Genomic DNA, 24,033 nt, shown 5'->3' on the forward strand with positions numbered 1-24,033 from the left:
GCTTCGTTCAAGCCGCCTTGCGCTGCATTCATTTTTACTCGTTCCATCAACAGTTTTAATTGGAAAACACTCCCTAGGGAGTGTGTCATGTCCGACTTCTGAAATCGTTTTAGGATGTCCTTTCGTTGATGATTATATTGGCTATTTGCGGCTAAGCGTAAGCGACGCAGGAAGAGTCTAAAGTTTGCCTCTGCGATTTTCCAAAAGTGTTCTGATGTCCAAAAGCCTTTCCCGGGATAGTGGGTATTTAAGAATGAGGATCACCGAGAATATCCAAATCGCTACTGGGAGCAGCAGGAAGATCCATTTCATTCGCATGAGCACTTCGGTAGGTTGCTGCGCCAGCGCGACATCAAATCCGGTGATTTCAAGCACGAGACCACCAATACCCATCGCACAAGTATTTGCGGCCTTGATAAACCAGGAGTAGAATGCGTTTAGAGCTCCCTCACGGCGCCTCTCCGTGCCGACTTCATCATAGTCAGCGACGTCAGCCTTCATAGATGGCAGGAATAGCCAAAATGCAGAAAGGCTTCCTGCCTGGAGTGCGGCTGGAATGAGCTGCATGTACGGATGCTCCGGATCGAGGCAATAGTAGTAAAGCAGGTGCCCGATCATCGCCATGGTCAGGACGCTGATTACCAGTGTCCTTTTATCAAATTTCTCACTCAACCAGGTTAGCACGGGCAGTGATGCGATGCCTACGACAACAACCGCAGTGTAGCGCCATCCGTCGATGATTGCGGCGTCAGCGAGATTGCCATCGTTGATCAGGTAGATGTTTACATATTGTCCAAGGCTCAATACCGAGGCGTTTCCGAGAGATAGGAAAAAAGATGAGCCGATGAGAAACCAGAGTGGTTTGCATTTGAAGGTTTCGCGAATGCTTTGCCAGAAGGGGTCTTTTGCCTGTGTGCTGGCTTCTCGTTTATAATAACGCTCTTTAACGAAAAGGGCAGGCATTAAACCTATCGCACAAATAATGCCTGCAATGTACCAGCGACAGGTCATCATGGCGTTGACTAAATCTGCCTCTCCGGTAACGGGGTCAGCAAACCACGGCCCCGTGAGGATAGCCATAATCCAACCTCCAGTAAGCACCATGACTTTGGAGAAAAATGACATCCATGCGGTTAATCGAGTACGCTCATCATAGTTAGGCGTGAGTTCTAACTGGAGCCCATAGTAGGGCATCGACCAAACGGTGAAGCTGGTAAAGAAAAGCCCGCCGATCCCAAGGAGGTAGTAGAATTTTCCCATCTCGCTCCAGTCGGCAGGCGGTGACCACAAGAATGGATAAATGGCCGCCGTTAGGATTGCTCCAACAAACATGAATGGCCGGCGTCTGCCCCAGCGCGTCCGGGCGTTGTCGGAGATGTTGCCCATCACCGGGTCCGATATGGCGTCCCAGGCGCGCAGAAGCATTAGGATGAGTCCGAGTAGGGCAGGGCTCATTCCCAAGCCAATATTGAAGTAGGGCATCCAGAGCGTGCTTACCGTTACGCCAGTGGCAAAATAATCCATTTTGCCGCCGAGTGCGAACGCTATTTTTTGCCTAAGTGGAATTCTATCTGACTCAGGAATGTGGGTCTTCAGGGATAGCTTGCTTTTAAAACGCATTGAGAAAGACGAATGGAATAGATCAAAAAGTTGGCCCCTTCAAAGGGGTTCGCTTAGCCTTGGGGTTGAAGCACTTTGGGCTCTTGGAGCATTGCCCATGAGAAGTCGCATTCACTGAATAGCAGACCCGCATCGTAAGCTTGTTTTATCGCTTCATTCAGGGGCTCAAAAAAGATAAGTTTATCACCGGTATCGGAGTGACTCTTTGAAAGGAGCTTTTTCGGCAAATCACAGATGCCGGTGGTTTGAATGGCTTCAATACATTGGGTGTGAGCCATAGCTGCTTCTGCGCCGCAGACATCTTCACTCCCAATCGGAGACTGGCATCTTTTCAGGCAATGGATGACTTTGCTGAACGCCGACTCATTCGGGTTCCCATACCGTATTCGGCGTCCATTCTTGAAGGTGGCGAGGATTTCGCTGCCTTGTGAATATTCCACCGTTGCTTCTTCGCATTCAAAGCGAAAATGAGGTCCGTCATTTTCTTTTACACAATGAGCGCTGTAAAAAAGAATTTCTGGCCCTTCCTCAGTGAGCACTCGGCAACAGGCCGCATCGAAATTTTCAATGTCGTTGGCTCGATAGCATTCGGATAGCACGGAAACGGGAGTGGCCGACTGATTCAACGTGGGGCCAGCAACAAAAAGCATGTTATGTAAGTAATGTGCTGTGGCGTTGCTAATGGGACTGTCATAGACTGGGCTCCCGTTATCATCCAAGATACGGCCAGCCCAATGATTCCGCTGAAAGTATGAGACGGGGCGGGGCCACGCGACACGTGTTAACAGACGTTGAGGAGCTCCAAGGCGTCCAGCGAGTAGATCGATTTTGAGGCTTTGTATGGCTTCGCTGAAAGACCATTGGTAGCCAATTTCAAGGAACATCCCTGAATCATTTCGCGCCGAGATCATTCGCTTCGCATCTGCAATCGTCGAGCAGATCGGTTTTTCACACATGACATTCCAGCCCGCTTTCAAGGCTGTGCAGGTGTGGTCTGCATGAAATGCAATTGGAGAAGCAATGATTGCGAGGTCGATCGGGGGATTCGCTTGGATGCAGCTTTCCAGGTCTTGGAAGCAGAGGACGTCATCTGCTGCAAATTCAAGACAGGCTGCTGTATCACTGAAATTCGGATCGACCACCGCGCAAAGTCGAGCAAGGCGCTGATTTTGCAGGGATCGTAGGCTTTCAACATAGACACTGCCATACCCGCCTGCGCCAACGAGTAATACGCTTAGAGGAGTTTTTTGCGTCATTTTTCAGATTAATGGGTGGCTACAACTCGAGCACCCGTGATCATGGAGATCACAATCTTCACTGGAGAATCGGGCGCCTAGTGTGGTTTGAGTTGTTGCTACCAGACCGGCGCACTCGCGCAATGACCTTGAAGTTTAATTCGTTAAATATTTCTCGCGCTATCGTTACGATGAGCGCTTTTGAAGCGTGTCGCCTTCATGAAAAACACTATTGATCAGTGTTATTTTCGATTGGCTATCTGAGGCGGACATCCGCCCTTCCAGCAGGCTGCATAAATACTCAATAGCTGCCTCTCCCAGTTGCTCGGTATTTTGAAACATGCCACTAATGTGGTTGGATCGGACGCAATCCAGATGTAAAAAGCCGACGTCGTCGGGGATGTTTTTATCGGTTTCCTTAAGCCAGGCATGAACATGCTTCCTTAATCCGATGACCACTTCTGGCTTTGCTTTCTTAAACCACTTCTGGAATTTGGGTTTAGTTAAAGTCGTATCGCTGTATATCGAGAATTTAATTTTGGGGTGGCGGTATCGAGAAATTGAAAGCCCTGCCCACCACAGGTGGTTAACTTGTTGGATTTCCAGTTTGCTTAAACATATACCGATATGCTTGTAGCCCAATTCGATCAGCTTATCTATGGCGGTTTGAATCGTTTGGACGTGATTGTTGCAGAAGCGATAAATGCCCGGGTGCTCTAAGGAGTAGCCAAATGCAACTGCCGAAAAACCTTTCAGATCCATATCAAAGTGATGGTCTTCTTCCGGAAGTGGAGGGATGAGCAAACCCTGAATGCCACGGTTTCGAAGTATGTTGGCCAGTCGATTGTAGTTGGGACGGTACTCGCCCATCCAGAAGTGCTCCAGTTCGTAGCCCAGCTCGTGGGCGCGCTTTTGAGCCCCATAAAAGTATTCCACATAGACTCCTCCCTCATGCCAGCAAGTCGCGCTTTCCAGATTGGTGATAAAACCGATCGTTTCCCGGTACGAAATTTTCCGCTGTTGTCTGACCTGGGACATTAGCGTGCGCACCATGGGATTGGACTGGTAGCCCATTTTTACTGATAGTGCTTGTATTCTATCCCGTGTTTTTGCTGCGACCTTGGGTGAGTTGCGCAGCGCCATGGAAACCAAGGCAGTGGTGACTCCTGCCTCCTGCGCAATATCTTTCAAGGTAACGTTAGACTGACGTCGGATTTTTGTGGAGTCGGGAGGGTTGTTGGGCATGGAGAGCGATCCGGGAGAGATTGTATTGTTGAGAGTTTGATGGCTGCTGTCAGTCGATCAATGTTAAAATTTAACGATTTAAAAATCAATCCCCTTGCGAATAGAAAGATCATGGAGCACTGTTCGAGCATCAGCTAATTTAACCCCCGCCCCATGAAATGAGAATCCCCTGTGACATCAAACTCTGTCGCCTTTTATTTATATTCGCGGCCCTAGGCATCACCATTTCTACAGCTAACGCTAAGCAGCCAATGAGTGAATGTTTGGCTTTTGAAATGGCTTTAGATGCAAGCAATGGGCCCGTCCAGATAATGGTTGATGCGGAAGGCCATCCAAATGATTTAAGAGCCGCAGGAGTCGCTAATGCGTATACGGCATTTGATAATGCTGCTTCTACAGGTATGGGAGGGACGAATAAGACGCCGAACCGCGGTGGCGTCCTGAAGGTGTTGAAGGGATCCGAGTTGCTTGCGGGCGCTTGTTCTTTCACTTTGCAAGGGTGGTTTAAGGCGGACTCAGGTGAAACGCCGGGAAACTTCGCCCGGCTCTTCACCAGCGCCCGTGTATCGAGCTATTTCGACAGTAAAGACGGGAAAGGATTGGTTATCGCTGTAAATGGAGATAACGTTCTTTGTCGTGATCCTGCTTTTCAAGTAAGTGGGGAATGGGTCTTCTTTGCCGTTACCTATGATGGCGATCAGGAAGAGCAAAATGTTAATTTCTATGCGGGGTTAGAGAACCAACCGGTGGCATTAATGAGTAATGCAAGCATGTCTTCGGGATGTGTTTCCAATGAACAAGCGCTTCAGCCAATTTATATTGGAAATCTTAGTAAGCGCGACCGACCCTTTGATGGTTTAATCGATCACGTTCGTCTTTGGGTGACTCAAGAGGGGAGTTCGGCAGTTTTAACTCTGAGTGAGTTAGAGGAAGTGCGTCGAAGCGATTTAAAATAAGGAGGATTTGAAAATGAGAATCGATTTAGAATCCGACTCAGCTAGTGCTTGTTTTTCGAGGAGCTTCATTTCGCAGAAACGGAGAGCCTTTACGCTCGTAGAGCTGTTGGCTGCTATCGCAGTTGTTGCGATATTGGGCTCGATTCTTCTAGTTGCTGTTGGGCAAGTGAGGTCGAGCGCAAAGAAAAGTCAGGGGATTTCTGACCTGCGACAAGTAGGCGCTGCGGTGAGCATGTTTGCGTATAACAATGATGGAGTTTTGCCCGGACCCAGCAATTTGGGCCTCTATCCCTTCTACCGGAATGAGTATCCTCAAGAGCGCACCATGCAGGCGTCCATTGCGCCCTATCTTGATAATGCCTCAGCCTACACAATAAGCGGACGAACTTTCATCCCTTCACTTATTTGTCCAGTTGCTTCAGAGGATGTTGATGACCCGGATAATCCTCCGCCTTATTATATACAAAACTTTTTGCTGCCTATACCACGTGGTCGGGTTTTTGGCGCTCAAGAATCTGCGAGCGCAGAGGCGACGACCGGTTGGAGGCTTTCGCGAATTGATCAGCTTGGTCAGGATGTTTGGCTCATTACGAACGCAGATCAAGCAATCCCCAGCGATTGGTCAGGATTCGGCACCGCACAGCTATCTGCCTCCGGATGGTTTAGTCGTCTGCCGGAAAAGCCAGTTTATGAAAATGGACGCTTGAGATTATATCTAGATGGGCATGTCGAATTTGTGTCTCGGGATGTTGATCCGGTTAAGCAGTAAAACGTGAATGAATACCTATTCTGCTAGATCGCTTTCGCTTCGGCTTCTTTTGATTCTAGGAGTCCTGGCCAGCATGGAAACTGCATTTGGGGTGGAGCCAAATGCATTGTTCCAAGATGGCTTCGAATCTGGACTTTGCGAATGGGTGCTGGATGAAGATGAAACTATGAGTGTGGTCCTTGCTGACGCCGCACATCGTGGGGCCTCGGGACTGCGGGTTACTGATGAATCTGAGATTCATGGCTCTTCCATTTCTACGCCACGTTTTCCAGTTGATCCCGGGCTTGTCTATGAGGTTCGTTTTATGGCTCGAGCAGTTGAGAAAAGCAGGGCCGCCGTGTATATACGATTCTTTGATGAAGCCGGCGAACAGTTAAATCGCGGTGCGGACCTAAGAGCAATTGTTGGGAGTCGGCAGTGGCGCAAACAGAGCGTCAAAGCCTATCCGCCAGAAGGCGCTGTTGCGGTCGATGCATGGATTCACAGCTATGCTCAGGATCGCGATGTGGTTTTTGACATCGACGACTTTACTTTAGTGGCCTACGAGCCAGAGGCGCCCACTCCTCCTTGGGTGGGGACTTATAAACTGGAGGCGGGCGCCTCAGATTTAACTGTCGCAGATGTAGTTGGGCCCGATGGTTTGGTTTACCCAGATTGGCGGATGGCTGGAATTGCTGGTGGCATACCGCATCTCCCAACGGTGGTTGGACCGGAATTTTTTGAAGGCTCAGAGTCAGGGGATATCGGGCCATTGATCAACGAGGCGTTAGAGATCGCTGCGAAGACAGGTGGTGGCGCAGTTGAACTACCAGCTGGTGTGTTTTCACTTGAGAGTCCAATTGTTATTCAGCATTCAGGCGTGGTCCTAAGGGGGAATGCAGATGGCGAAACCAGACTGTTATATCAGGAGCATATTCCATATGGAGAGATGCGTTCGCGTAACTGGTCGCCATCTGGAATCTTAGGGCCGAATAGCAGTTTTGAGATACAAACCAATCCCAAGAATTTGGTAAGGATCAGCGCTCGTAGCGGTGATGTTTCGCTGTTCGAACGCCAACGCGCGGCACATTGGGGGAATCGGTTTAGCATGCGTCTGACTGGGCGATCAATCTTGGATACTGTTGGGCCAGGCACGCATGTCGTGACTGCAGAAATTGAGTATGCGAATGGGGATTGCTTTTCTCAGGATTTCTCAATCACGGCAACACCAGAGGATCAGCCAGGTAATCTAGCTGTCGGTCAATATGGTGCAATCATTGCGGTTGGCCGTGGCCCCATTGGGCCTAAGGTTTCGCTTGCCCGTAGCGCACTTCGCGGCAGCAATCAATTAAGCCTTGGAGCGAACCATGGACTTGAAGTCGGTGATCGTATAATGATTCTTGCGCCAGCTACAGAGCGTTGGAATCAGATCACTGGGAACCGTTGTCCGTGGGGAGTGTTTCGAAGTAATCAGTTTGAAATCACGGAAATTGATGGTGATGTTGTGACGGTCAACCAAGCCTTTCGCATAGAGTTTCCGCTGGAGGATGGTTCCTACGTGCAGCGCATTGGCGTCGTTGATCGTTTCGGGGTGGAAGACTTGGTGTTGGAGCAAAAGATTTTTAGCCCTGATACTTCTGGGGAGAGGGATCAAGCTAGCAAGTGGTATGCAATGGAGGATCTCTGGGCGAATGGAGTGACTTTCAATTATGCCTGGAATGGCTGGATCAAGAACGTGAAGGTGGTGAACTCGGGGCGTAATCCACTCTATCTGACAAATTCAAAGTTTTGCGAAATACGAAATAGCATAGCCGACGGAGCAATCTTTCGCGGTGGCGGTGGCTCAGGATATGTAGGGTTTGAAAAGTCTTTCGATTGCTTAATGGATTCAGTCACGACTTACACCATGAGGCACGCGCCAAACCTTCAGTGGGGCGCATCCGGCAACGTCGTGAGGAATGGCCATTTCATTGGAAGCGATGCGCAATGGCATGCCGGGTGGACTCACGAAAATCTTTTTGAAAACAATCGAATTGAGCAGACCCCTGAGAACATCGGGGACGGCACATATGGCAATGCCTTTTACGCGACTGGGCCAAGTGATGCTGCGCATGGGCCACAAGGACCGCGAAATGTAGTTTACTACAACGATGTGAGCGCCCCCAAAAATGGGATAGTTATGTTGGGCGGCAACGAAGCTTGGATGGTGCTTTATAATCGATTCAACCTGCTTGGTAACCGTGCATTGTATATAAAGGAAATGAGCTTCGATCATATCATTGCGCACAACACTTTTATTTTACCTCAAGGCAAGAGTCCGGCGATTTGGGTTGGAGAGGCAAATTGCACGGGAATCGAAATTTACGACAATATCATATATGGCCCCATCAAGGATATTGCCGGATTTAGTTCTCCTTTGGGACAATTCGAGCATGTCGAAGGAAACGAGATTTTGGCGATTCCAACTTTAGGAATCTCCAGTATCCCGCGTCCGAAGCCGAGCGTCCCTTCGATATTCCAATGGCAACGTAATCACTCGCAGAAAATTTCCGCAATCACTTCACCCTAAACATGCACTCAATACCCATAACAAATATGAAGTCTATAACATACTCTTCCCTGATTTTGGCATCAGCATTCTGTAGCTTAAGTGGCCAAACGCTACTCTATGAATACTCGTTTAATGATGCTGCAAACGGCGCCAATACTGTGGCAACCGGAACGGCTGGTGGAACCGCTGCTTTCACAAACTATGTAACAACGGGCAGCACCTCACGCCAGTCGGCCGACCTGCGTGGCGTTTCAGGTAGCGGTGTTTCTGGCATCGCTGGCGATTATGCTTTTGATAATTCCGGTTCCACGCAAATGGGCGGCAGTGGAGCAGCGAACGGCGCCAATGCTGGTTACGGTGGTATGGCAGCTAATAGTGGAGGCGCTTCTGCACTTGATGGACAGACGTCCTTCACGGTCTCGGGATGGTATTACAGCTCCAGCACCCCGGGTAATTTCGCTCGCTTAATAGAAGTTGGCAGTGTGGGGGTATGGTTTACGGATACTGATATTCTTCTGAATGTTACACTGGCCTCTGGAACAGAACAATTTACAAGTAGTGATGCCTCATTGTTCACCACAGATACCTGGAATTTCTTTGCTTTTACCTACAATGGAGTTACCGGGGAAGCCGCCCTTTATGGCGGCACAGATGAAAGCGAAGTGGCGCTAATAGTAAGCACGACTCTGTCTTCCAGCACCGTATCGCTGAATCATTCGAACATGACTATTGCCAATTCAAATTTTAGCGGCAATCAGCGCCCATTTGATGGCATGCTTGATAACTACAGAGTATGGGGAGACTCGGATGCTTCGGGCGCACTTGGCTTAAGCGCGTTAGAGGCTGTCCGCTCATCTGATATCATTCCTGAGCCATCCACCTACGCGCTGATCGTTGGTTCTATGGCGGTTGTTTTAATTACCGTTCGCCGCAGGAAATTGGTATAGTGAGTTATTTGGCGCTGCGATGCGGCATCTTTGCTCGTCCAGTTGAAAGCGGGGAATCATGCTCCATGGGGGGGGACTCATGGGGTATTGATTGCCATCTATTAAATCATGGCGCTAGCAAGATGTTAGTCGGAATCTAAGAATGAATAAACTGAACATCGTTTACCTCCACGCTCATGATGTCGGTAGATATATCCAACCTTATGGTTATGATGTAATAACGCCGAACCTTCAGTCATTAGCGGAGTCTGGAATGCTTTTCCGGCAAGCTTTCTGCGCGAACCCAACTTGTTCACCCAGCCGCGCCTGTCTGCTAACTGGTCAATACGCGCACGAGAATGGTATGTTGGGCTTGGCTCACCGTGGGTTCCGATTGAATGACTATCAGCGCACTCTGCCAAATTTTCTTCGTCAGCATGGCTGGAAGACCGCGCTCAGTGGCATACAGCATATTGCTCACTCGAAATACGTTTCCTTGAGCGAACTGGGGTATGATGAGTTTCTCGACCAAGCCATTGAGGATGGCGCGAGTGGTCCACAGCGGATCTATTCAACAGGCTCCGAAGGCGTTAGTCAGGCGGCGGCAGATTTTCTAGCGCGCAGGCATGACAGGCCATTTTTTCTAGATGTCGGTTTCTTCCCTCCCCACCGAATGGAAGACGGCTCATTTCCTAAGGAATTTGAGGCTCCGAATCCTGCCTATGTACGTCCACCAGCTAACATTCCGGACACGGATGTTACACGCCAGGATTTTGCCAATTTTATGGCAAGCGCACAGACTTTTGACGCACATTTGGGTAAAGTCATTGATGCGATAGATCGTAATGGGTTGGCGCAGAATACATTGATCATCGCAACAACCGACCATGGAATACCTTTCCCGGGAATGAAGTGTCGCCTGACCGACCATGGGATTGGGGTCATGTTAATCTTGAGAGGGCCTGGCGGGTTTGACTCAGGAAAATGCTCAGATTCCATGGTCACGCATTTGGATATTTTTCCGACTATATGCCAAGCGCTCGATTTGAAGTGTCCCGCATATGTTTCCGGGGAGCCGTTGCAGCTGTTGACTACAGAGCAAGACGCAACGCTTCACTCTCAGATATTCGCGGAGGTCAATGTGCATGCTGCCTACGAACCAATGAGATCCGTTAGGACGCATCGTTGGAAGTATATCCGGCACTTTGAACCCCGTGACCATCTCATACTAGCTAATTGCGATAATAGTCCAAGTAAGGATTATCTATTTCAGTCCGATTGGCATACTAATGCTCCATTTGCGGAAGAGCTCTATGACTTGATATTGGATCCAATGGAGTCGACAAATCTCGCTACGGAAAGCTGCTGCGAAAGCACGCTGAATGAGCTGCGCGCCCGTGTTGATAAATGGATGCGAGATACGAATGACCCATTGCTGCATGGCGCGATAGATTTGTCCGATAAGATTGTGACTGCGTTTGATGCATACTCGCCTGCTGATTGAAATTTGCGCTAATATGGAGTCAGTGAGGTTATTTACAGAGTAAACAGTACATTTTCTGCGCCCTCTGCCATGCTGCTTATTATGGAAACTCGTGGGCGCAATGTATCTAAGATTGAGCTAAAGGCAGAGGAGCTTGATGTTTTTCTTCGTCGCGGTAATGTGCCAATGGCTAGTCGCTTCGTACTCGTGAGCTGATGCGGATGTATGAGGGCTTTAACAACAAGACCATCGTCGAGGAAGTGGATGCGTGCTCACACGGTGAGTCCCTGGCCTTCTAGCGGAAGTGGAAAAGTCGCTGCCGGAACGCACCAATGAAGACCCATGCGATGTCGATCTAATCTTGGCTATTTGAAGTAGGCTGGGGATGGTTTCTGTTTTACGAATTATTTTTGTTGCTTGGTATTTTGTAAAACGTTATAGCATTCTTAGTTCTATAATACCTCAATTGTTAATGTCATTACCTACCCCTCGAATGATAGCTCAATCAGTCGCGTAATAACTACTTATTCCCTAAGGTATAGCTTGTTTACTTAAATTTGGTCTAAACCAAGTGGGGTTCGTGCATCGTGTATATGAGTTTATAGAATGGGTTTTGCTTTTTTCAAATTACGACTCAGATATCCTATATATGTATAACGATTTATTTGATTTTAGCTGGAGTCACAACGGCTTTGAGCTGCGCTGGGATTTGCATCACGACAAGGCCAGTCTCACGCCCGCTGGTGCGATCAAGCCGCTCTGGGCGGGTTCGCTGCTACCGGGGTTGTGGCTGGTGGATCCAAGTGCTCAGAAGCGCTTTGTGAAAGCGCGCGCGGTGTCACTTGAGGAGGGTGAGAGCCATGATGCCGGAGTAATTGAGCTGGACTTCGATGGGCTGGCCAGTGGTTCCATGTCGTATGAATTTACGGGTGATCGCGTAAATCTGAGCGACCTTAAGCTTCGTTGGAAGTCAGCTCCCTGCGCGATTATTTCGATGTATATCGGGGCAAGTGAAATGGGGCCCGATGAGCGCCGCATGGCGCCGAATTTGGAGAAGCCATTCTGGCCAGATTGGCAGGCGACAGGAGTTTGTATTCCCTGCGCGAAGACGGGACCCATTCAAAGCTTTGTGCGGCTGTGGGATCTGGGGCACAGTCGCATTGCTTTGGGGAATTACGGGCCGTCGATGGGGACGCCTTACGGTGCGGCTTTCCCGAGGCCCATTTTGGCCTGCGGGATGGGTGACGATAATGGCTGGCTGGTAATGGGGAATCTAACCCCGCCCGACGGCGCGATGTGCTTTAAGTCTGCGTCCTTCTGTGGCTGCCTGGAGTATCACTATCGTGAGGATTTGTGGGGTGCCATCGATGAGCCGGTGCGGACTTGGTCGGACTATTTGCAGCTGACTTGGTCGAAGCATGCAATCGACGCCTACCATCATTTTTACTATCCGGAGGCGGCTCTGACGCGGCACTCGGAGCACCAGATTTCGATGTGGAATACTTGGGGCGATTTCAAGGAGGGCATCTTCGATCTGAAGGACACGCCCAGGCGCATCAAGCAATCCTTTGGCGTCGACGTGCTCGTCTATGATGACCCTTGGGAGACGATGAGTTCCAGCGGGGACACGGACTACGAGAAATTTCCTGACTTCGATGAGGCCATCGAAAAAACGCAGCAGTTGGGCATGAAGGTCGGGCTTTGGCAATCGGTAGGCTGGCTTGACCGTCCAGAGGAGTTTGGACTCGGCAAAGAGGACCTGCTTTGCGGCACCGATGGTGAGCCGCGCCAGTGCTCTTGGTCGTTCAATCCATACAGCGATGCGCCCCGGCATTATGCGCTCGATCCGAGCTCGGAGAACACCCGCCGTTTCCTCATTGAGCGCACGCGCAAGGTGCTGGGCAATTATCCGGCGTCGCTGTTGAAGCTGGATTTTTATTATGGTTTGCCCGGGCCGGATGTCGCCGTTCCGCGTGATCCCAAATACCGCGGTGAGCAGTTGGGGATTGAGCTGGTGCGCATCATTGCCAAAGAGGCGCGCCGGATTCGCCCTGATATTAATATTCTCTGCTACGGGCTGCATCCGCGGATGGGCGAGCTGTCGCAAATGATCGCATTGGACGATCTGGGAGACTCTGCCGGTCGTGAGTCGCATGGGCATGGCCAATGGTGTGTCTGGACGAGTATTATTGGTCGCGGCGGCATTGCGCTAAACGGCTCCAGTGGCTATCACTGGGCGGCGGAGCGAGATGTCGTCATGAACTCCGCGATCATGGGCGCGCCGGGCGGTATTCTGCCGTATTTCCATGACAATGGCGCCGAGGTTCCGCGTTCGTATTTTCGACCCCGTCGTGCGCTGGCCTATTGGTTCCGAAGAACGGTGGGCTGGAAGCCGCTATGGCTCGATACGCATTTGGGCGACTTGATTCAGGACCCGACGCCCCGCTGCTGGGGGCGGCTGGAAAACTTTGGCGATGGCGATCGTTTAACGGCACTGGCTCTGCGCAAGGAATCTGAAGGCTACACCGATGAGGCGATTGCGGGCATCGTGTGGACCGGCAACTGGATCCTCGTCTCCCAGGATGACTTACCCATACGCGAATCGCGCAAGCTGGCGTGTATTCCGATTGGCGATGGTTGCTTGTCCATCGCATCTGCGGCCCCGACAACGCTCACCGGCAAATTTGAGCGCGATGGCGTCGATGTCGACGAGGCGTTGAGCCCGGCCATGGAGGAAGGCTCGCTGGTCTTGAAATCGAATGACTCTACTTTCGAAGGTGGCCTGCTGGGCTACCTAATCGAGCGCTGACTTTATGAATGCTCCCGGACTGATTCTGTTGCGGCTTTGGTTCTGGCTACGGCCCGCGGCTTGGTTCGGGAGCATTCAGGCGGAGCGCTTGGAGTGATCGAGGCCTTGTGCCGAAGGTATCACATCAGCGTTTTCTGCTTATCTCAAACAACCCTACAACACCATGAAAGAATACTGTGATATAACCCCAAATAGCTGGCTGCGCCTTATGGCGGTCGGCGCGTTGGCGGCGATTTCGCTGTCTGCGCAAACCAAGATCGATATCGATCTAAACCGCATTTATTGCGAACAATCGCTTGGCGAGCCATGGCGGCTTTTTGATGAACAAGACTCCGTCGGCGATCCAATCAATGGAACCGGCACTCAGCCGGTGAGTGAGTGGACCACGAGCTATACCAACAAGACTTGGTTTTATCCGATCTCGGCGATTGTAGACCTCGGCAGCTTGTGCCAGATCGATGCGATTGCCAGTTGGGATGGCGGTGGCCAAACCCTGATTGAAGTCGAGTACGGTGAGCCCGGTAATTGGACGATGCTGTGGTCCTACACGCAGCCCGTCTATATGGACTGGGTCATTGAAAACGTGGATGTGCAATCACGCTATTTGCGGATTACGAACCACGAGGTCAACTATGCGCCGGAAGAGATGATGGTCTACGGCTCGCGCCTGGAGCCATATCAGCCCGAGCCGGCCGAGGTTGGCCACATCCCGCCGTCGATGGATCGTCTGATTGCGGTGAATGGTTTTCACAACGATCCGATGGGTCGCTTGCAGGCCGTGGGTTCGCTGCGTGAATATCATAACTGGTATTGGAACGACAGCAATACGCTGGATCCGGCCTACGATGGCGACGAATTGAAGTTCAACAAATCCTACACGGGCAATTGGAATTTCGACCGTTTTTATCGCAACATCCGCCTATCGGGCATTAGCACGGTAGCCGACATTAAGGGTAGCGTGCCTTGGATTGTCGAAGGTGGTGATTCTGACCACAAGCCGATGCCGCCGAGTGAAAATCGCGATGCGCTGGACCCGGCTTCTTATGTCGAGCACGCCCGGTTCCTGTATCAGTTTGCAGCGCGCTATGGCAGTGTGGCGGTGGACCCGGCAACGCTGACTTTGCATTCGTCGGAGCCCGCGATTACCGGTGCTGGCACGGTTCGCTGGATGGAAAGCTGGAACGAGCAAGACAAGTGGTGGCGTGGTCGCGAAGGCTACTTTTCCGCCAAGGAATATGCGGCCATGGCCAGCGCAGACATCGATGGTCACTTGGGCACTCTTGGTGCCGGCGTGGGCATTCATACTGCCGATCCAAACATGAAATTCGCCATGAGTGGAACCGCTTTGTTGGACCTGGATTACCTGAAAACCATCAAGCAGTGGTGTGACGTAAGCCGCAATGGAGACTTCCCGTTCGATGCGATTAACTTCCACCATTATTGCAACGACAACGGCGGGCAGGGTGAGTCGACAATCGGCGTCAGCCCCGAGGCCGATGGTCTGCGCGAGCGCTTGGAAGTATTCACCGAATACCGGAATCGCTATCTGCCGGGTGTCGAAATCTGGCTCAGCGAGTTTGGCTACGATACTTACCATGAGTCGGTGCAGCGTGCGCCAGCGATTGGCTCGATGGACAGCTATGAAGTGCAGGCAGCGTGGATTCTCCGTTCCTTCCTGGCCTTGTCTGCGGCGGGCATTGACCGCGCGCATCTCTACATGACGCGTGACGCCACGAGCCTTCCGTTGGCCAGCAAATATGCGACATCCGGCTTGCTCGAACGGGATGCGAACAACCTGTTTGTGCCCAAGCTTTCCTGGTTCTACACATACACACTGAAGCGCCGCCTGACGAATCTCTACTTCGAAAGTGAGCAGGACTCCGGTCAGTCTGATGTTATGATCTACCGCTTCGCCGATGCGATGGGCGATGTGCGTGCGATTGCCGTTTGGTGCCCGACGAGCGAGGATAAAACGGTCAGAAACTACTCGCTGGATTTGGATGGCTTGGCCACGACGGCAACACTGGTTGAGTTTGCAGATAGCTCTACTTCCGGCATCGAGACCGCGCTGACTATTAGCAATGACGCCGTGACGATCGATGTATCCGAAACGCCAGTATTGGTCATGCTGGATGATCCCGAAATGGGACTCGGTCCGGATCAGTTGATCCCGCTCACCACCGCTAACGTGGTCAATGAAGATGGCTTCGGTGACGCCACGCTTATCGCCGACGAGCAGGCAACTGCGGTTGGCGCAGAAATGGGAACCGGCGGTTCACCAACGACGAGTTGGAATCCGGGCTGGGGTTCATCGGTCACTTGGCCGAATAGCGTTTACATCGACCTCGGTCAGGTGACGCCCGTGACCTATGCCTACTTGTATGATTCGAGCAACTCCGGCACGGTGGAAATCTCCGTTGGCGAACCGGGTAACTGGGAATCGCTCACCACGGATGGGCTGACGGAATACAACGTCTGGATACCCATCGCGATCATGCGGGAGACGCGCTATGTGCGCATTACCAAGCACTCGCAATCGGCAAACTTCAACGAGGTCGCCTTGTTTACGAATGACTCGTTGCCGCCGCAGGATGGCCCGGAGTTTGACACTCAACTGGAGCCGCAATTCACTAATGTCGAAGTTGGCGCCAGTGGAAGCCCGGCCGGCAGCTTTGCCGAAAATGAGGGGCAATTCGTTGTTGAGGGCAGTGGCGTGATTGCGACTTGGCGCGCTTGGGATACCTTCCACTACGGCTACATGTCGGCGACCGGAGACTTTGATTTCTCCACTCGCGTTGACAGTTTGACGCCGGCGACTTCCGGCTCGACGGCCTTCCTGATGGCGCGTGAATCTCTGGACGACGACGTGCCGTTTGTGTCGACTTCGGTCGGTGGAACCTTGGCCGCGGTGTCGCAGTTTAACCGTTCGACTACCGGTCAAAAGCCGACCGAAGTGCGCAGCCCCTGGGCGGCGACAAAGGACTGGCTGCGGCTGGAGCGCGTGGGTAACGTGTTCAACAGCTACTACTCCACCGACGGTGTCAGTTGGACGCTGGTTAACTCGACCACCGAAGCGCTGCCGAGCACGGTTTACTTGGGTTTTGGTGCTGCGAGTGGTAACACGACTTCACTGGCGACCGCGGTATTCGAAGACACGGAGCTGGTCGGAACCGTCGAGTGATGGCCGCTGGATTTAAGTGTTAGTATTGAAAAAGCAGAGGCTCAGTCGATTCGACTGAGCCTCTTTTATTTTTGGAAATGTTGCTGGAATTAATGCTGGGCTGGCAGGCTCTCGCCGCATAGGCGGAAGTTGTAGCCCTCGGGTGTCAGGAACCAGGCGGGTAGAGCGGCCCAGGGGTGGCAGCGTGTATCTTGAGGGCTGCCTTCAAAGGTTTCCCACCAGGTGGTAGTGGCCGGGTCGTCGCTCATACCGGACCAGGCGTCCTGAATGAGCGGCATGACCTGATTTTCGAAGCCAGTGACCATGAGCGCCTCGGCGAAGTAAACCCAGAAATACGGTGTGCACTGGCAAATGCCGGGATCCTTGCGGTCACGGATGAGGCGTTGCATCAACCCGCGTGCGGCATCTCCGCTAACGATGCCAGACAGGATCGCGAGGATTTGCGACTGCGCGCTCCAGCCGACGAGCGTGTGATTTTCGTCGTGCAGGCAGTCGGCAAAATACTCCGTTTCCGGATTGAAAAACAGGTCGTAGCAACGGCCGCGCAAGCGATCGCTGTCGAGGATGTTGGTGTCCAGGCTGTGCTTGTAGTCGACCGCTGCGGCCGACGCGTAAAATGCATCCAGCGCAATCGCGAGAAACGCATTCAGCCCCAGTTGACTCCGCGAACGCTCAAAGCCGGGATGGGAGAATGGATGCCACAGGCCTGGGTGGTCGATGAAGGTGATTTGAAAACGACCGCCGTCGTAATTTTCGATAGCAACCGGATCGGCTTCGACAATGCCGGACTCCGCCATCTCGTTTTGATACCACATCAGCGTCTTCTCAAAGATCGGCAGCGCCTTGCGGACGACATCCAGGCGGTCTGGCTGCGCGCGGCGAAATACGTCCACCGACCAGACGTAGATCAGGCAGAAATCGAGCAGAAAATGCGGTGGGTTGAGGCTTGAGAAAACCGCGGACGGCATGAGCCCGTTGTCGCACTGGGTTTTGCCCGCGACGTCGAGGAGGTGCTCGAAGAAGCTGGGCTCGTTGTAGAGCTTGGTTAGCCAGAGTGCATTCCACAAACCATCGGCAATGAACAGGGCCTGCTCGCGCGTCGGGCAGTCTACAGATGTGTCCTGCGTCGAAACTTGGATCGTGCGCAGGCTGACATCCCACAGGCGTTGCAGCTTGGGGTCGTCAGACTGAAAATTGACGGCTGGTTGAATGTCTGACTCACGTCGCCAAACGCCGAATGATTTCAGGTGCATCGGCTCCTTGTCAGGGCGCAACACGATCAACAAATAGCGGAAGCCATTGTAGTTGAGCGTGCGAAACTCACTGCAATTCTCCGATGCGAAAAACCGTGTCGCGTATTCGGCGTTACTGCGGAAACACCAAGGGCGGTCATCGCGAAGCAGCTCTGCGCCATAGTGGTCGACGATGCCGCTGGCGGCTTCGATGGTAAACTCCGTTTGGCCGACCATTTCCTCGCCCAAATCGAAGAGTAGGGCCAGCCCTCCTTGCTCCGGGCTCGCGGTTATGCTGGTGCCTTTATCCCACTGCGCCTGTAGGTCTGCATGTGGAATTAACTCCCATGGCTCTTCGTCGAGCAGCTTGGAAAGTTGACCTTCGCCCTCTTCAGCGATTGGTGCATCGACGGATACCTTTGCGGCGGCAATCAGCTTTTGTGCCGGTGCTGAGGACTCACGTAGAGCGGGCGTCATACGCGGTGTGAGCGTGGTATCGGGGCGCTCGACAGAAATGGCGCTCTGCCACGCGGTATCGTCGAAGTCAGGTTGCTCCCAGCCGGTTGGGTGCTGCGAAGCGTCAAACTGCTCCATCCATGACGTAGCCCACGTGCGTCGCAGCTTGGTGTGCTGCCAACCGCCTTGTGCGAGGTAGCGCCATTGATCAGGGGCGATGTCGATGGCTTGCCATTGGCCCGCGCGTTCTCCGATCAGGCGAGTCCATAAGGCGGGCGGGGCAAACGGATGGCTCTGCGTGGGAACGCCGTAATGATATACGATGACTGCGAGCGTTAGTCGGCCATCGCTGTGCGCTTGGACTGCGTGACCATCGACAGTATTGTCCGGCCACGGAGTCGGGCAAGGGCCTTGGCCGATGTATTTCCCGTTGGCCCAAAGATAGTAGCGCGTCTGCGCCGCGATGTGTAGCGCTAGGGATTCGAATTCGCTGAGGTTTTGAATCTCAGTGCGAAAGAGAATGGTCTGGTTTGGGTGTTCTTTTTCGGCCCAGCACCAATTGGCAGTTGCGGGCAGGGGAAGATGATGAAGCGCGTGTTTCATTGGCTTATTGAAAAGGGAGCGTCGCTTTCTGCGATGAATGCGGTTGGTTTAGAACGTGATCTGCAGCGTGTTCTCGGTCTCGGTCCATTCGTCTGGTTGTAGCGGCTCCGATGTGATGGGTTTTCCGTTGAGCGTGCGCGAGGGTGTTCCAGTGCGCTGCCATTCGATGAATAAAGTCTTGCCGCGAATCGTCCGCTTCAGGCTGGCGTGATCCCAGGTGTCCACCGGTAGCTCACTCGCCACTTCGAGGCCGTTCATAGTGGCGACGACGCCCATGATGCCCTCAATTGCGGAACGGAAAGCCCAGCCTGCCGTGCCCGAACGCCATGAGAAATGCGAACGGCCTGAAATGCCGCCGGACTCCGGTGCGCAGTAGGAGTTCGTTAACGAATAGGGCTCTTGGCGGGAGGTCGCGGGAGGGTTGAGCGGGTTGATCGGGAAGATGCTTTCGAGCGCCTCCAAGGCGCGAGCACGCTGACCGGCCAGGCAGAGCGCATACGTCATGAACATGGTGCCATGGCAGTAGTTGCCGCCGTTCTCAAGGCGCCCAGGTTGCGTGGCGCTGAGGAGGCCGATGCTGGGATTAAACTTCTGGTAGGGCGGCGTGAGTAGGCGGAATCCGTGAACGGTTTTCAGGTGCTTTTCTACGGCCTCAATGAGCTCGCTTTGTTGCTCGTCCGTGGCGATGCCGGAGATGATGCTCCATGCTTGTGGGAGCAGGTAAATGCTGCCTTCCTGGCATTCGGGGGCGCCGACGAGCTCGCCATCGTCGGTGATCGCGCGGGAATACCATTGGCCGTTCCAAGCGGTTTTGCGAACGATGGTTACCAGCTCATCAATGCGGTCGGTGAAGGTTTGGACGTCCCCGGGTTGGTTATAGTGGTTGGCGATTTCGACCATCTTGCGCAGAGCGCCGATAAGCGCCATCGTGGTCCAAACGCTTTGGCCCTTGCCGCCCTTGCCAATGCCGGTCAGGCGGTCATTCCAGTCGCCATAGGGCATGAGGCAAAGGCCGTGTTCGCCACGAGATTCCCATAGGTAATTGACGCCGCGGCAAAGGTGCTCATACAGCGTTCCCCTCTCTTCTGATTCGAAGAACGGGGCGACGTAATCGAGGGTGGATAGATCACCGGTCTCGGCCAGGTAGGCGTAGGTTGAGAAGATCAGCCACACACCGCCATCGTTGTAGGCGTCCCGGTCAACGGGCCCCCAACTGCGTACGGTGCGCCCGTCGCTAAATTGATAAGGCAGGCAGTCGAGGATCATTTGGCGCGAGCGCTGGGGGTAGAGCAACGTGCAGGCCCAGGCATCCTGATTGCTGTCGCGGAAGCCCTTGCCCCAACCGCGGTTCCACTGGGCGCAGTAGTTGAGCTGGTGCTTGATCCAGGTGTTGATGTATAAGTCGAAACTCGCGTCGGGCGTCTTGACTTCGACTTGGCTATAGAGCTTCCTCAGTGCCTTCTGCTGGCTCTGCTCGTTACGGTGAATATATTGCGTTGTGGATTCTGGATGCGTCGTGAGATCGACACCGGGGGAGTGTGGCAAACCAAGCGTGATGAGGAGGGATTCTTTGCCATTGGCGGCCAGTTCGCAGTCGACATAACCTGACAGAACGGGCTGCTCGATGGGAGTCAGAGTCTCCGGCCAGCCTTCAAGTAGTGCTTCAGGCCGGGCTAGGGAACCATAGACGCCGGTGAAGTCGGTGGAGTTGAATGCATGGCCGTTGAAGGGTTTGTCGCACTCAAGGAATGCCGCATATGAGCGGTCTTCAGCACTGGTGTTTTCAATAATGAGGCGTCGTCCGTTCAAGCATGTTTGGTGTACGTAGCGATCCGTCGAGCTGAACTTGGCGCCGCCTTGTTTTAAATTTAACTCGGTCAGGAAGACGACGCTCCACGTGCTAGGCTGGTCGGTCAGGTTTTCGATTTCGAGCTCGAAATAGGTCTGGGGAAGCGTTTCGTCGACTGTCTGCTTGATGCGAATGCAGAGGCCATGCTGCTGCATGGCGGTGGTGCTGTAGTTCAGTCCAATTCGGTATTGGTAGCTCTCAAATGACTTGTCTCCAATCGGGGAGAAGGTGGGGGAGAACAGCGCGCCGGTATGCAGATTCTTGAGGTAGATATATTGGGCGCCAGACCAATTTAAGAGCACTATTCGTCCATCGTTATAGCGCTTATAACTGATGCCGCCGGTGGCCTGTGTTGGCTGAGTATTAAAGGTCTTGTTCCAGAGGATGTTTTTCCATGGACGAGGCGCAAACGGTGTTTTTAGAATGAATTCATTCGATTTCAGGTCAAATTCACCCCAGGGTGGTGTGGGGATTGTTGATAAGGGTTTAGTACTTACTGGCTCGGGAGCGATTAAATGATTCATTGCGCAAAACTCTATATAACTATAACGTTTTAACAACGAAAAAACGCTGTGGAATTTATGATTGTCACTCTCCGTGCTTGTGCTGGTGGAAAATCTCGGTTGGCGGATTACGCATCAGTTGCGGATAGTTGGGGCTGTTGATCTTTTGTGGGGCGTATTTTCTTTATTGGCTTATCCTATAAAAAATCGGTAACGTTTTACACATGCCCAAGAAAAAAACAGCCAAGTCCAAGTCGGGGCGCCCGACTATCCTGCAGGTTGCCAAGCTGACAGGTTTTTCTCAGGGCGCTATATCGAGAGCGTTTAATGGGCAGGGCGGCATCAGTGATGCGACTCGGGAAAAAATCATGAAAGCCGCTAAGGAGATTGGCTACCATCCGAATCCTTCGGCCCGAAACTTTAAGCGTGGTTATACCAAACGGCTTGGAATGATCCTGCCTAATCTCGCGAATGCGAACTACTCGGAGTTGTACGAGCAGTTGGATTTGGTCACTGCCGAGGAAGGGTATTCTTCCATCCTGGCTTTGACGCATCATTCTCCCGAGAGAGAGCGAAATCTCATACTACAGCTCTCGGCTGGAGAGGCGGATGCACTCGTGGTCAATCCAGTTTCCAATCTCGAGAACCTTGATGTCTATCGGAAGTTGAAGTCTTGGCGTTACCCGGTGCTTTTCATTTATAAGAGTTATGGCGATGAGTTTGATAGCCTCGGTGTGAATTACAATCCAAGCCTGCAGAAAGCCCTTGGTTATCTGCGAGATGTGGGCCATGAGCGGGTTGCGTATGTGGGCATGGCGCCGATGGGGGCAGAGCCAGTTGGTAAGCATGCGGAAGTCATCAAGGTCCTGCGGGAACTTGGTATGAGCTATGATGAGAATGGTTCCGTGTTGGGGGTGTCTGCTGAGTCCGCTGGTGAGCGGGCATTCCAGCAGTGGCGTGAAGCTGGAGCGCAACCAACTGCTATTGTTGCGTATAATGACCAGACGGCTATTTCTCTGATGACTGAAGCGAAGCGGATGGGGGTCAGTGTCCCGGGCGATTTGTCAATTTTGGGCAGTGATGACATTCAGGCGGCTGAGCCATCTGAGCTTTCCACCGTACGTGTTGACCGTGTGCAGATGGCGCAGAAGATTTTTGAGATTTTGGAAGATCGTATTCGTGATTTTGATGCGCCCGTTCGATTGAACTCAATACGATCAGAGTTTATCCTCCGCAATTCAATGGGGCCGATAAGGTTGAAATAGTTGTTGGGCTGCATTGAGGTCGCCGCAGCAGATTTTTTTCTTGTCTACTGATGTTTTGTTGCTCAATTGCTATAACGTTATCTTAATTAACTTATCTCGTATTTCTAGTCGATGGATCACGGTTTATATAATTCTTTGGAAAATTTAGCGCTGCTCTCAAATGCTGAGAGCCGAAGCATTACGTCAGAAAATCCAGATGGCGCTCGTCGTGGCGGCGGTCGTGCGGAATTGCCGAAAAGTGGTGATCCAGCGCTGGAGGGCCATTGTTCGCGTGAATTGGGGCGCGGGTGGAAGGTGCGCCCTAATCAGCAGGTGGGCCCGGGCGAGACTTTCACGGTTGCGAACATTGAGGGCCCAGGCTGTGTGCAATCGATCTGGATGACGACTGCTCACGTGCGTTATCGTGATTTGATTCTGCGCGTCTATTACGACGACCAAACAACTCCTTCGATTGAATGTCCCTTGGGTGACTTCTTTGCATCTGCCTATACGCGCAACGATCTGTTTGCGCCATTGAATTCTCAGATGGTTTGCTTGAATCCGGGCTGTGCGTTTAACTGCTATTGGCCGATGCCGTTTCGCGGGCGCTTCCGGATGACTCTGGAAAATCGCGATCCCCGCAACGCGTTGACGCTGTTTTACCAAGTCAACTACAGTCTCCAGCCTGTCCCGGAAGATGCGGCATACCTGCATACGCAATTTCGTCGGGTGAATCCAGTGCCCGAGGGTAAGGTCTACACGATTCTGGATGGCGTCGAGGGGCGTGGTCACTATGTCGGGACCTATATGGCATGGGGTGTCAACAGCGGTGGCTGGTGGGGAGAGGGGGAAGTGAAGTTTTACCTCGACGACGACTTGCCGACTGGGCGTAGTGTGGCGGATTCCGTGGGTGAACATGGCGGCGATTGTTTTCCGACGATCTGTGGCACGGGCACAGAGGATTATTTTTGCGGGTCCTATAATTTCGAAGACAAGGCTAAGAAGCGTTACCAGGAGTTTTCGACGCCATATGCGGGCATGCCGCATGTCGTGCGACCGGATGGCCTGTATGAGTCTCAGATGCGCTTCAGTCTTTATCGCTGGCATGTCCCGGACCCGATTCGCTTCAAGGAGCGAATCGCTGTTACGGTTCAGGCGCTAGGTTGGCGCAGTGAGGGGCGTTATCATCCGCTTCAGGACGATTTGGCCTCCGTGGCCTTTTGGTATCAGACGCTGCCGACTGCACCGTTTCCTGTGCTGCCGAGCCGTGATGGGCTTGAAATTATTTGAGTCGTTAGTCTCCGGTAAAAGTTCGGAATCAGTAATTTTTTTGTTGAAGCAATAAATCTTGATAGTATAACGTTATAGAATGCTGGCCCGAGATTGGGCTAC

15 protein-coding genes are annotated in these 24,033 nt (G+C 52.5%); 10 read left to right on the forward strand and 5 right to left on the reverse strand.

The genetic code is table 11. From position 1 onward, the window contains the following. Positions 1 to 181 (forward strand): hypothetical protein (locus tag RBB63_RS08360; protein ID WP_309383044.1); only part of this gene is annotated, 181 nt, incomplete at its 5' end. Here the strand turns inward: RBB63_RS08360 and RBB63_RS08365 are convergent. The 3 genes from RBB63_RS08365 to RBB63_RS08375 all read right to left on the reverse strand — a co-directional run bounded on the left by RBB63_RS08365 (position 178) and on the right by RBB63_RS08375 (position 4,100). Further along, positions 178 to 1,620 (reverse strand): MFS transporter, encoded by a 1,443-nt coding sequence (locus RBB63_RS08365; RefSeq protein ID WP_309383045.1) that lies wholly within the window; start codon positions 1,618 to 1,620, stop codon positions 178 to 180. The two genes, RBB63_RS08360 and RBB63_RS08365, sit on opposite strands and share 4 nt — an antisense overlap. Before the next feature lie 53 nt (positions 1,621 to 1,673). Continuing rightward, the gene (locus RBB63_RS08370; protein ID WP_309383047.1) at positions 1,674 to 2,876 is read right to left on the reverse strand and encodes a Gfo/Idh/MocA family protein; all 1,203 of its coding nucleotides are present in this window, start codon (positions 2,874 to 2,876) and stop codon (positions 1,674 to 1,676) included. Positions 2,877 to 3,041: 165 nt separating this feature from the next. Further along, positions 3,042 to 4,100, reverse strand: coding sequence for a LacI family DNA-binding transcriptional regulator (locus tag RBB63_RS08375; RefSeq protein ID WP_309383049.1), 1,059 nt, complete (start codon positions 4,098 to 4,100; stop codon positions 3,042 to 3,044). A gap of 251 nt (positions 4,101 to 4,351) precedes the next feature. Here RBB63_RS08375 and RBB63_RS08380 point away from each other — a divergent pair, with 251 nt between their 5' ends. The 7 genes from RBB63_RS08380 (at position 4,352) to RBB63_RS08410 (ending at position 16,754) form a co-directional block, all read left to right on the forward strand. Beyond that, the gene (locus tag RBB63_RS08380) at positions 4,352 to 5,056 is read left to right on the forward strand and encodes a LamG-like jellyroll fold domain-containing protein (RefSeq protein ID WP_309383051.1); all 705 of its coding nucleotides are present in this window, start codon (positions 4,352 to 4,354) and stop codon (positions 5,054 to 5,056) included. Positions 5,057 to 5,069: 13 nt separating this feature from the next. Further along, the gene (locus tag RBB63_RS08385) at positions 5,070 to 5,825 is read left to right on the forward strand and encodes a type II secretion system protein (RefSeq protein ID WP_309383053.1); all 756 of its coding nucleotides are present in this window, start codon (positions 5,070 to 5,072) and stop codon (positions 5,823 to 5,825) included. A gap of 73 nt (positions 5,826 to 5,898) precedes the next feature. Then, complete coding sequence (locus tag RBB63_RS08390; RefSeq protein WP_309383055.1) at positions 5,899 to 8,373, forward strand: carbohydrate binding domain-containing protein; 2,475 nt, start codon at positions 5,899 to 5,901, stop codon at positions 8,371 to 8,373. 2 nt (positions 8,374 to 8,375) lie between these two features. Then, entirely contained in the window at positions 8,376 to 9,302 is a 927-nt protein-coding gene (locus RBB63_RS08395; protein ID WP_309383057.1) for a LamG-like jellyroll fold domain-containing protein, read from the forward strand. A 142-nt stretch (positions 9,303 to 9,444) separates the two neighbouring features. Then, the gene (locus RBB63_RS08400; RefSeq protein ID WP_309383059.1) at positions 9,445 to 10,785 is read left to right on the forward strand and encodes a sulfatase family protein; all 1,341 of its coding nucleotides are present in this window, start codon (positions 9,445 to 9,447) and stop codon (positions 10,783 to 10,785) included. A gap of 628 nt (positions 10,786 to 11,413) precedes the next feature. After that, positions 11,414 to 13,573 carry an alpha-amylase family protein gene (locus RBB63_RS08405; RefSeq protein ID WP_309383061.1) on the forward strand — a complete coding sequence of 720 codons (2,160 nt, stop codon included), beginning with the start codon at positions 11,414 to 11,416 and terminating at the stop codon, positions 13,571 to 13,573. A 163-nt stretch (positions 13,574 to 13,736) separates the two neighbouring features. Further along, positions 13,737 to 16,754 (forward strand): hypothetical protein, encoded by a 3,018-nt coding sequence (locus RBB63_RS08410; protein ID WP_309383063.1) that lies wholly within the window; start codon positions 13,737 to 13,739, stop codon positions 16,752 to 16,754. Between the two features lie 89 nt (positions 16,755 to 16,843). Here RBB63_RS08410 and RBB63_RS08415 read toward each other — a convergent pair whose 3' ends face one another. Together RBB63_RS08415 and RBB63_RS08420 are read right to left on the reverse strand one after the other, a co-directional pair. Further along, positions 16,844 to 19,045, reverse strand: coding sequence for an alpha-L-rhamnosidase-related protein (locus RBB63_RS08415; protein ID WP_309383065.1), 2,202 nt, complete (start codon positions 19,043 to 19,045; stop codon positions 16,844 to 16,846). Between the two features lie 48 nt (positions 19,046 to 19,093). After that, on the reverse strand, positions 19,094 to 21,418 hold the full coding sequence (locus tag RBB63_RS08420; protein WP_309383067.1) for a GH36-type glycosyl hydrolase domain-containing protein: 2,325 nt from the start codon (positions 21,416 to 21,418) through the stop codon (positions 19,094 to 19,096). 203 nt (positions 21,419 to 21,621) lie between these two features. Between RBB63_RS08420 and RBB63_RS08425 the strand changes: the two genes are divergently transcribed. Continuing rightward, complete coding sequence (locus tag RBB63_RS08425) at positions 21,622 to 22,662, forward strand: LacI family DNA-binding transcriptional regulator (protein WP_309383069.1); 1,041 nt, start codon at positions 21,622 to 21,624, stop codon at positions 22,660 to 22,662. Between the two features lie 111 nt (positions 22,663 to 22,773). After that, positions 22,774 to 23,931 carry a glycoside hydrolase family 172 protein gene (locus RBB63_RS08430; protein ID WP_309383071.1) on the forward strand — a complete coding sequence of 386 codons (1,158 nt, stop codon included), beginning with the start codon at positions 22,774 to 22,776 and terminating at the stop codon, positions 23,929 to 23,931. The last annotated feature ends 102 nt before the right edge of the window (positions 23,932 to 24,033 follow it).

It is taken from the genome of Cerasicoccus frondis, from assembly GCA_031296915.1.
GTDB classification, from domain to species: domain Bacteria; phylum Verrucomicrobiota; class Verrucomicrobiia; order Opitutales; family Cerasicoccaceae; genus Cerasicoccus; species Cerasicoccus frondis.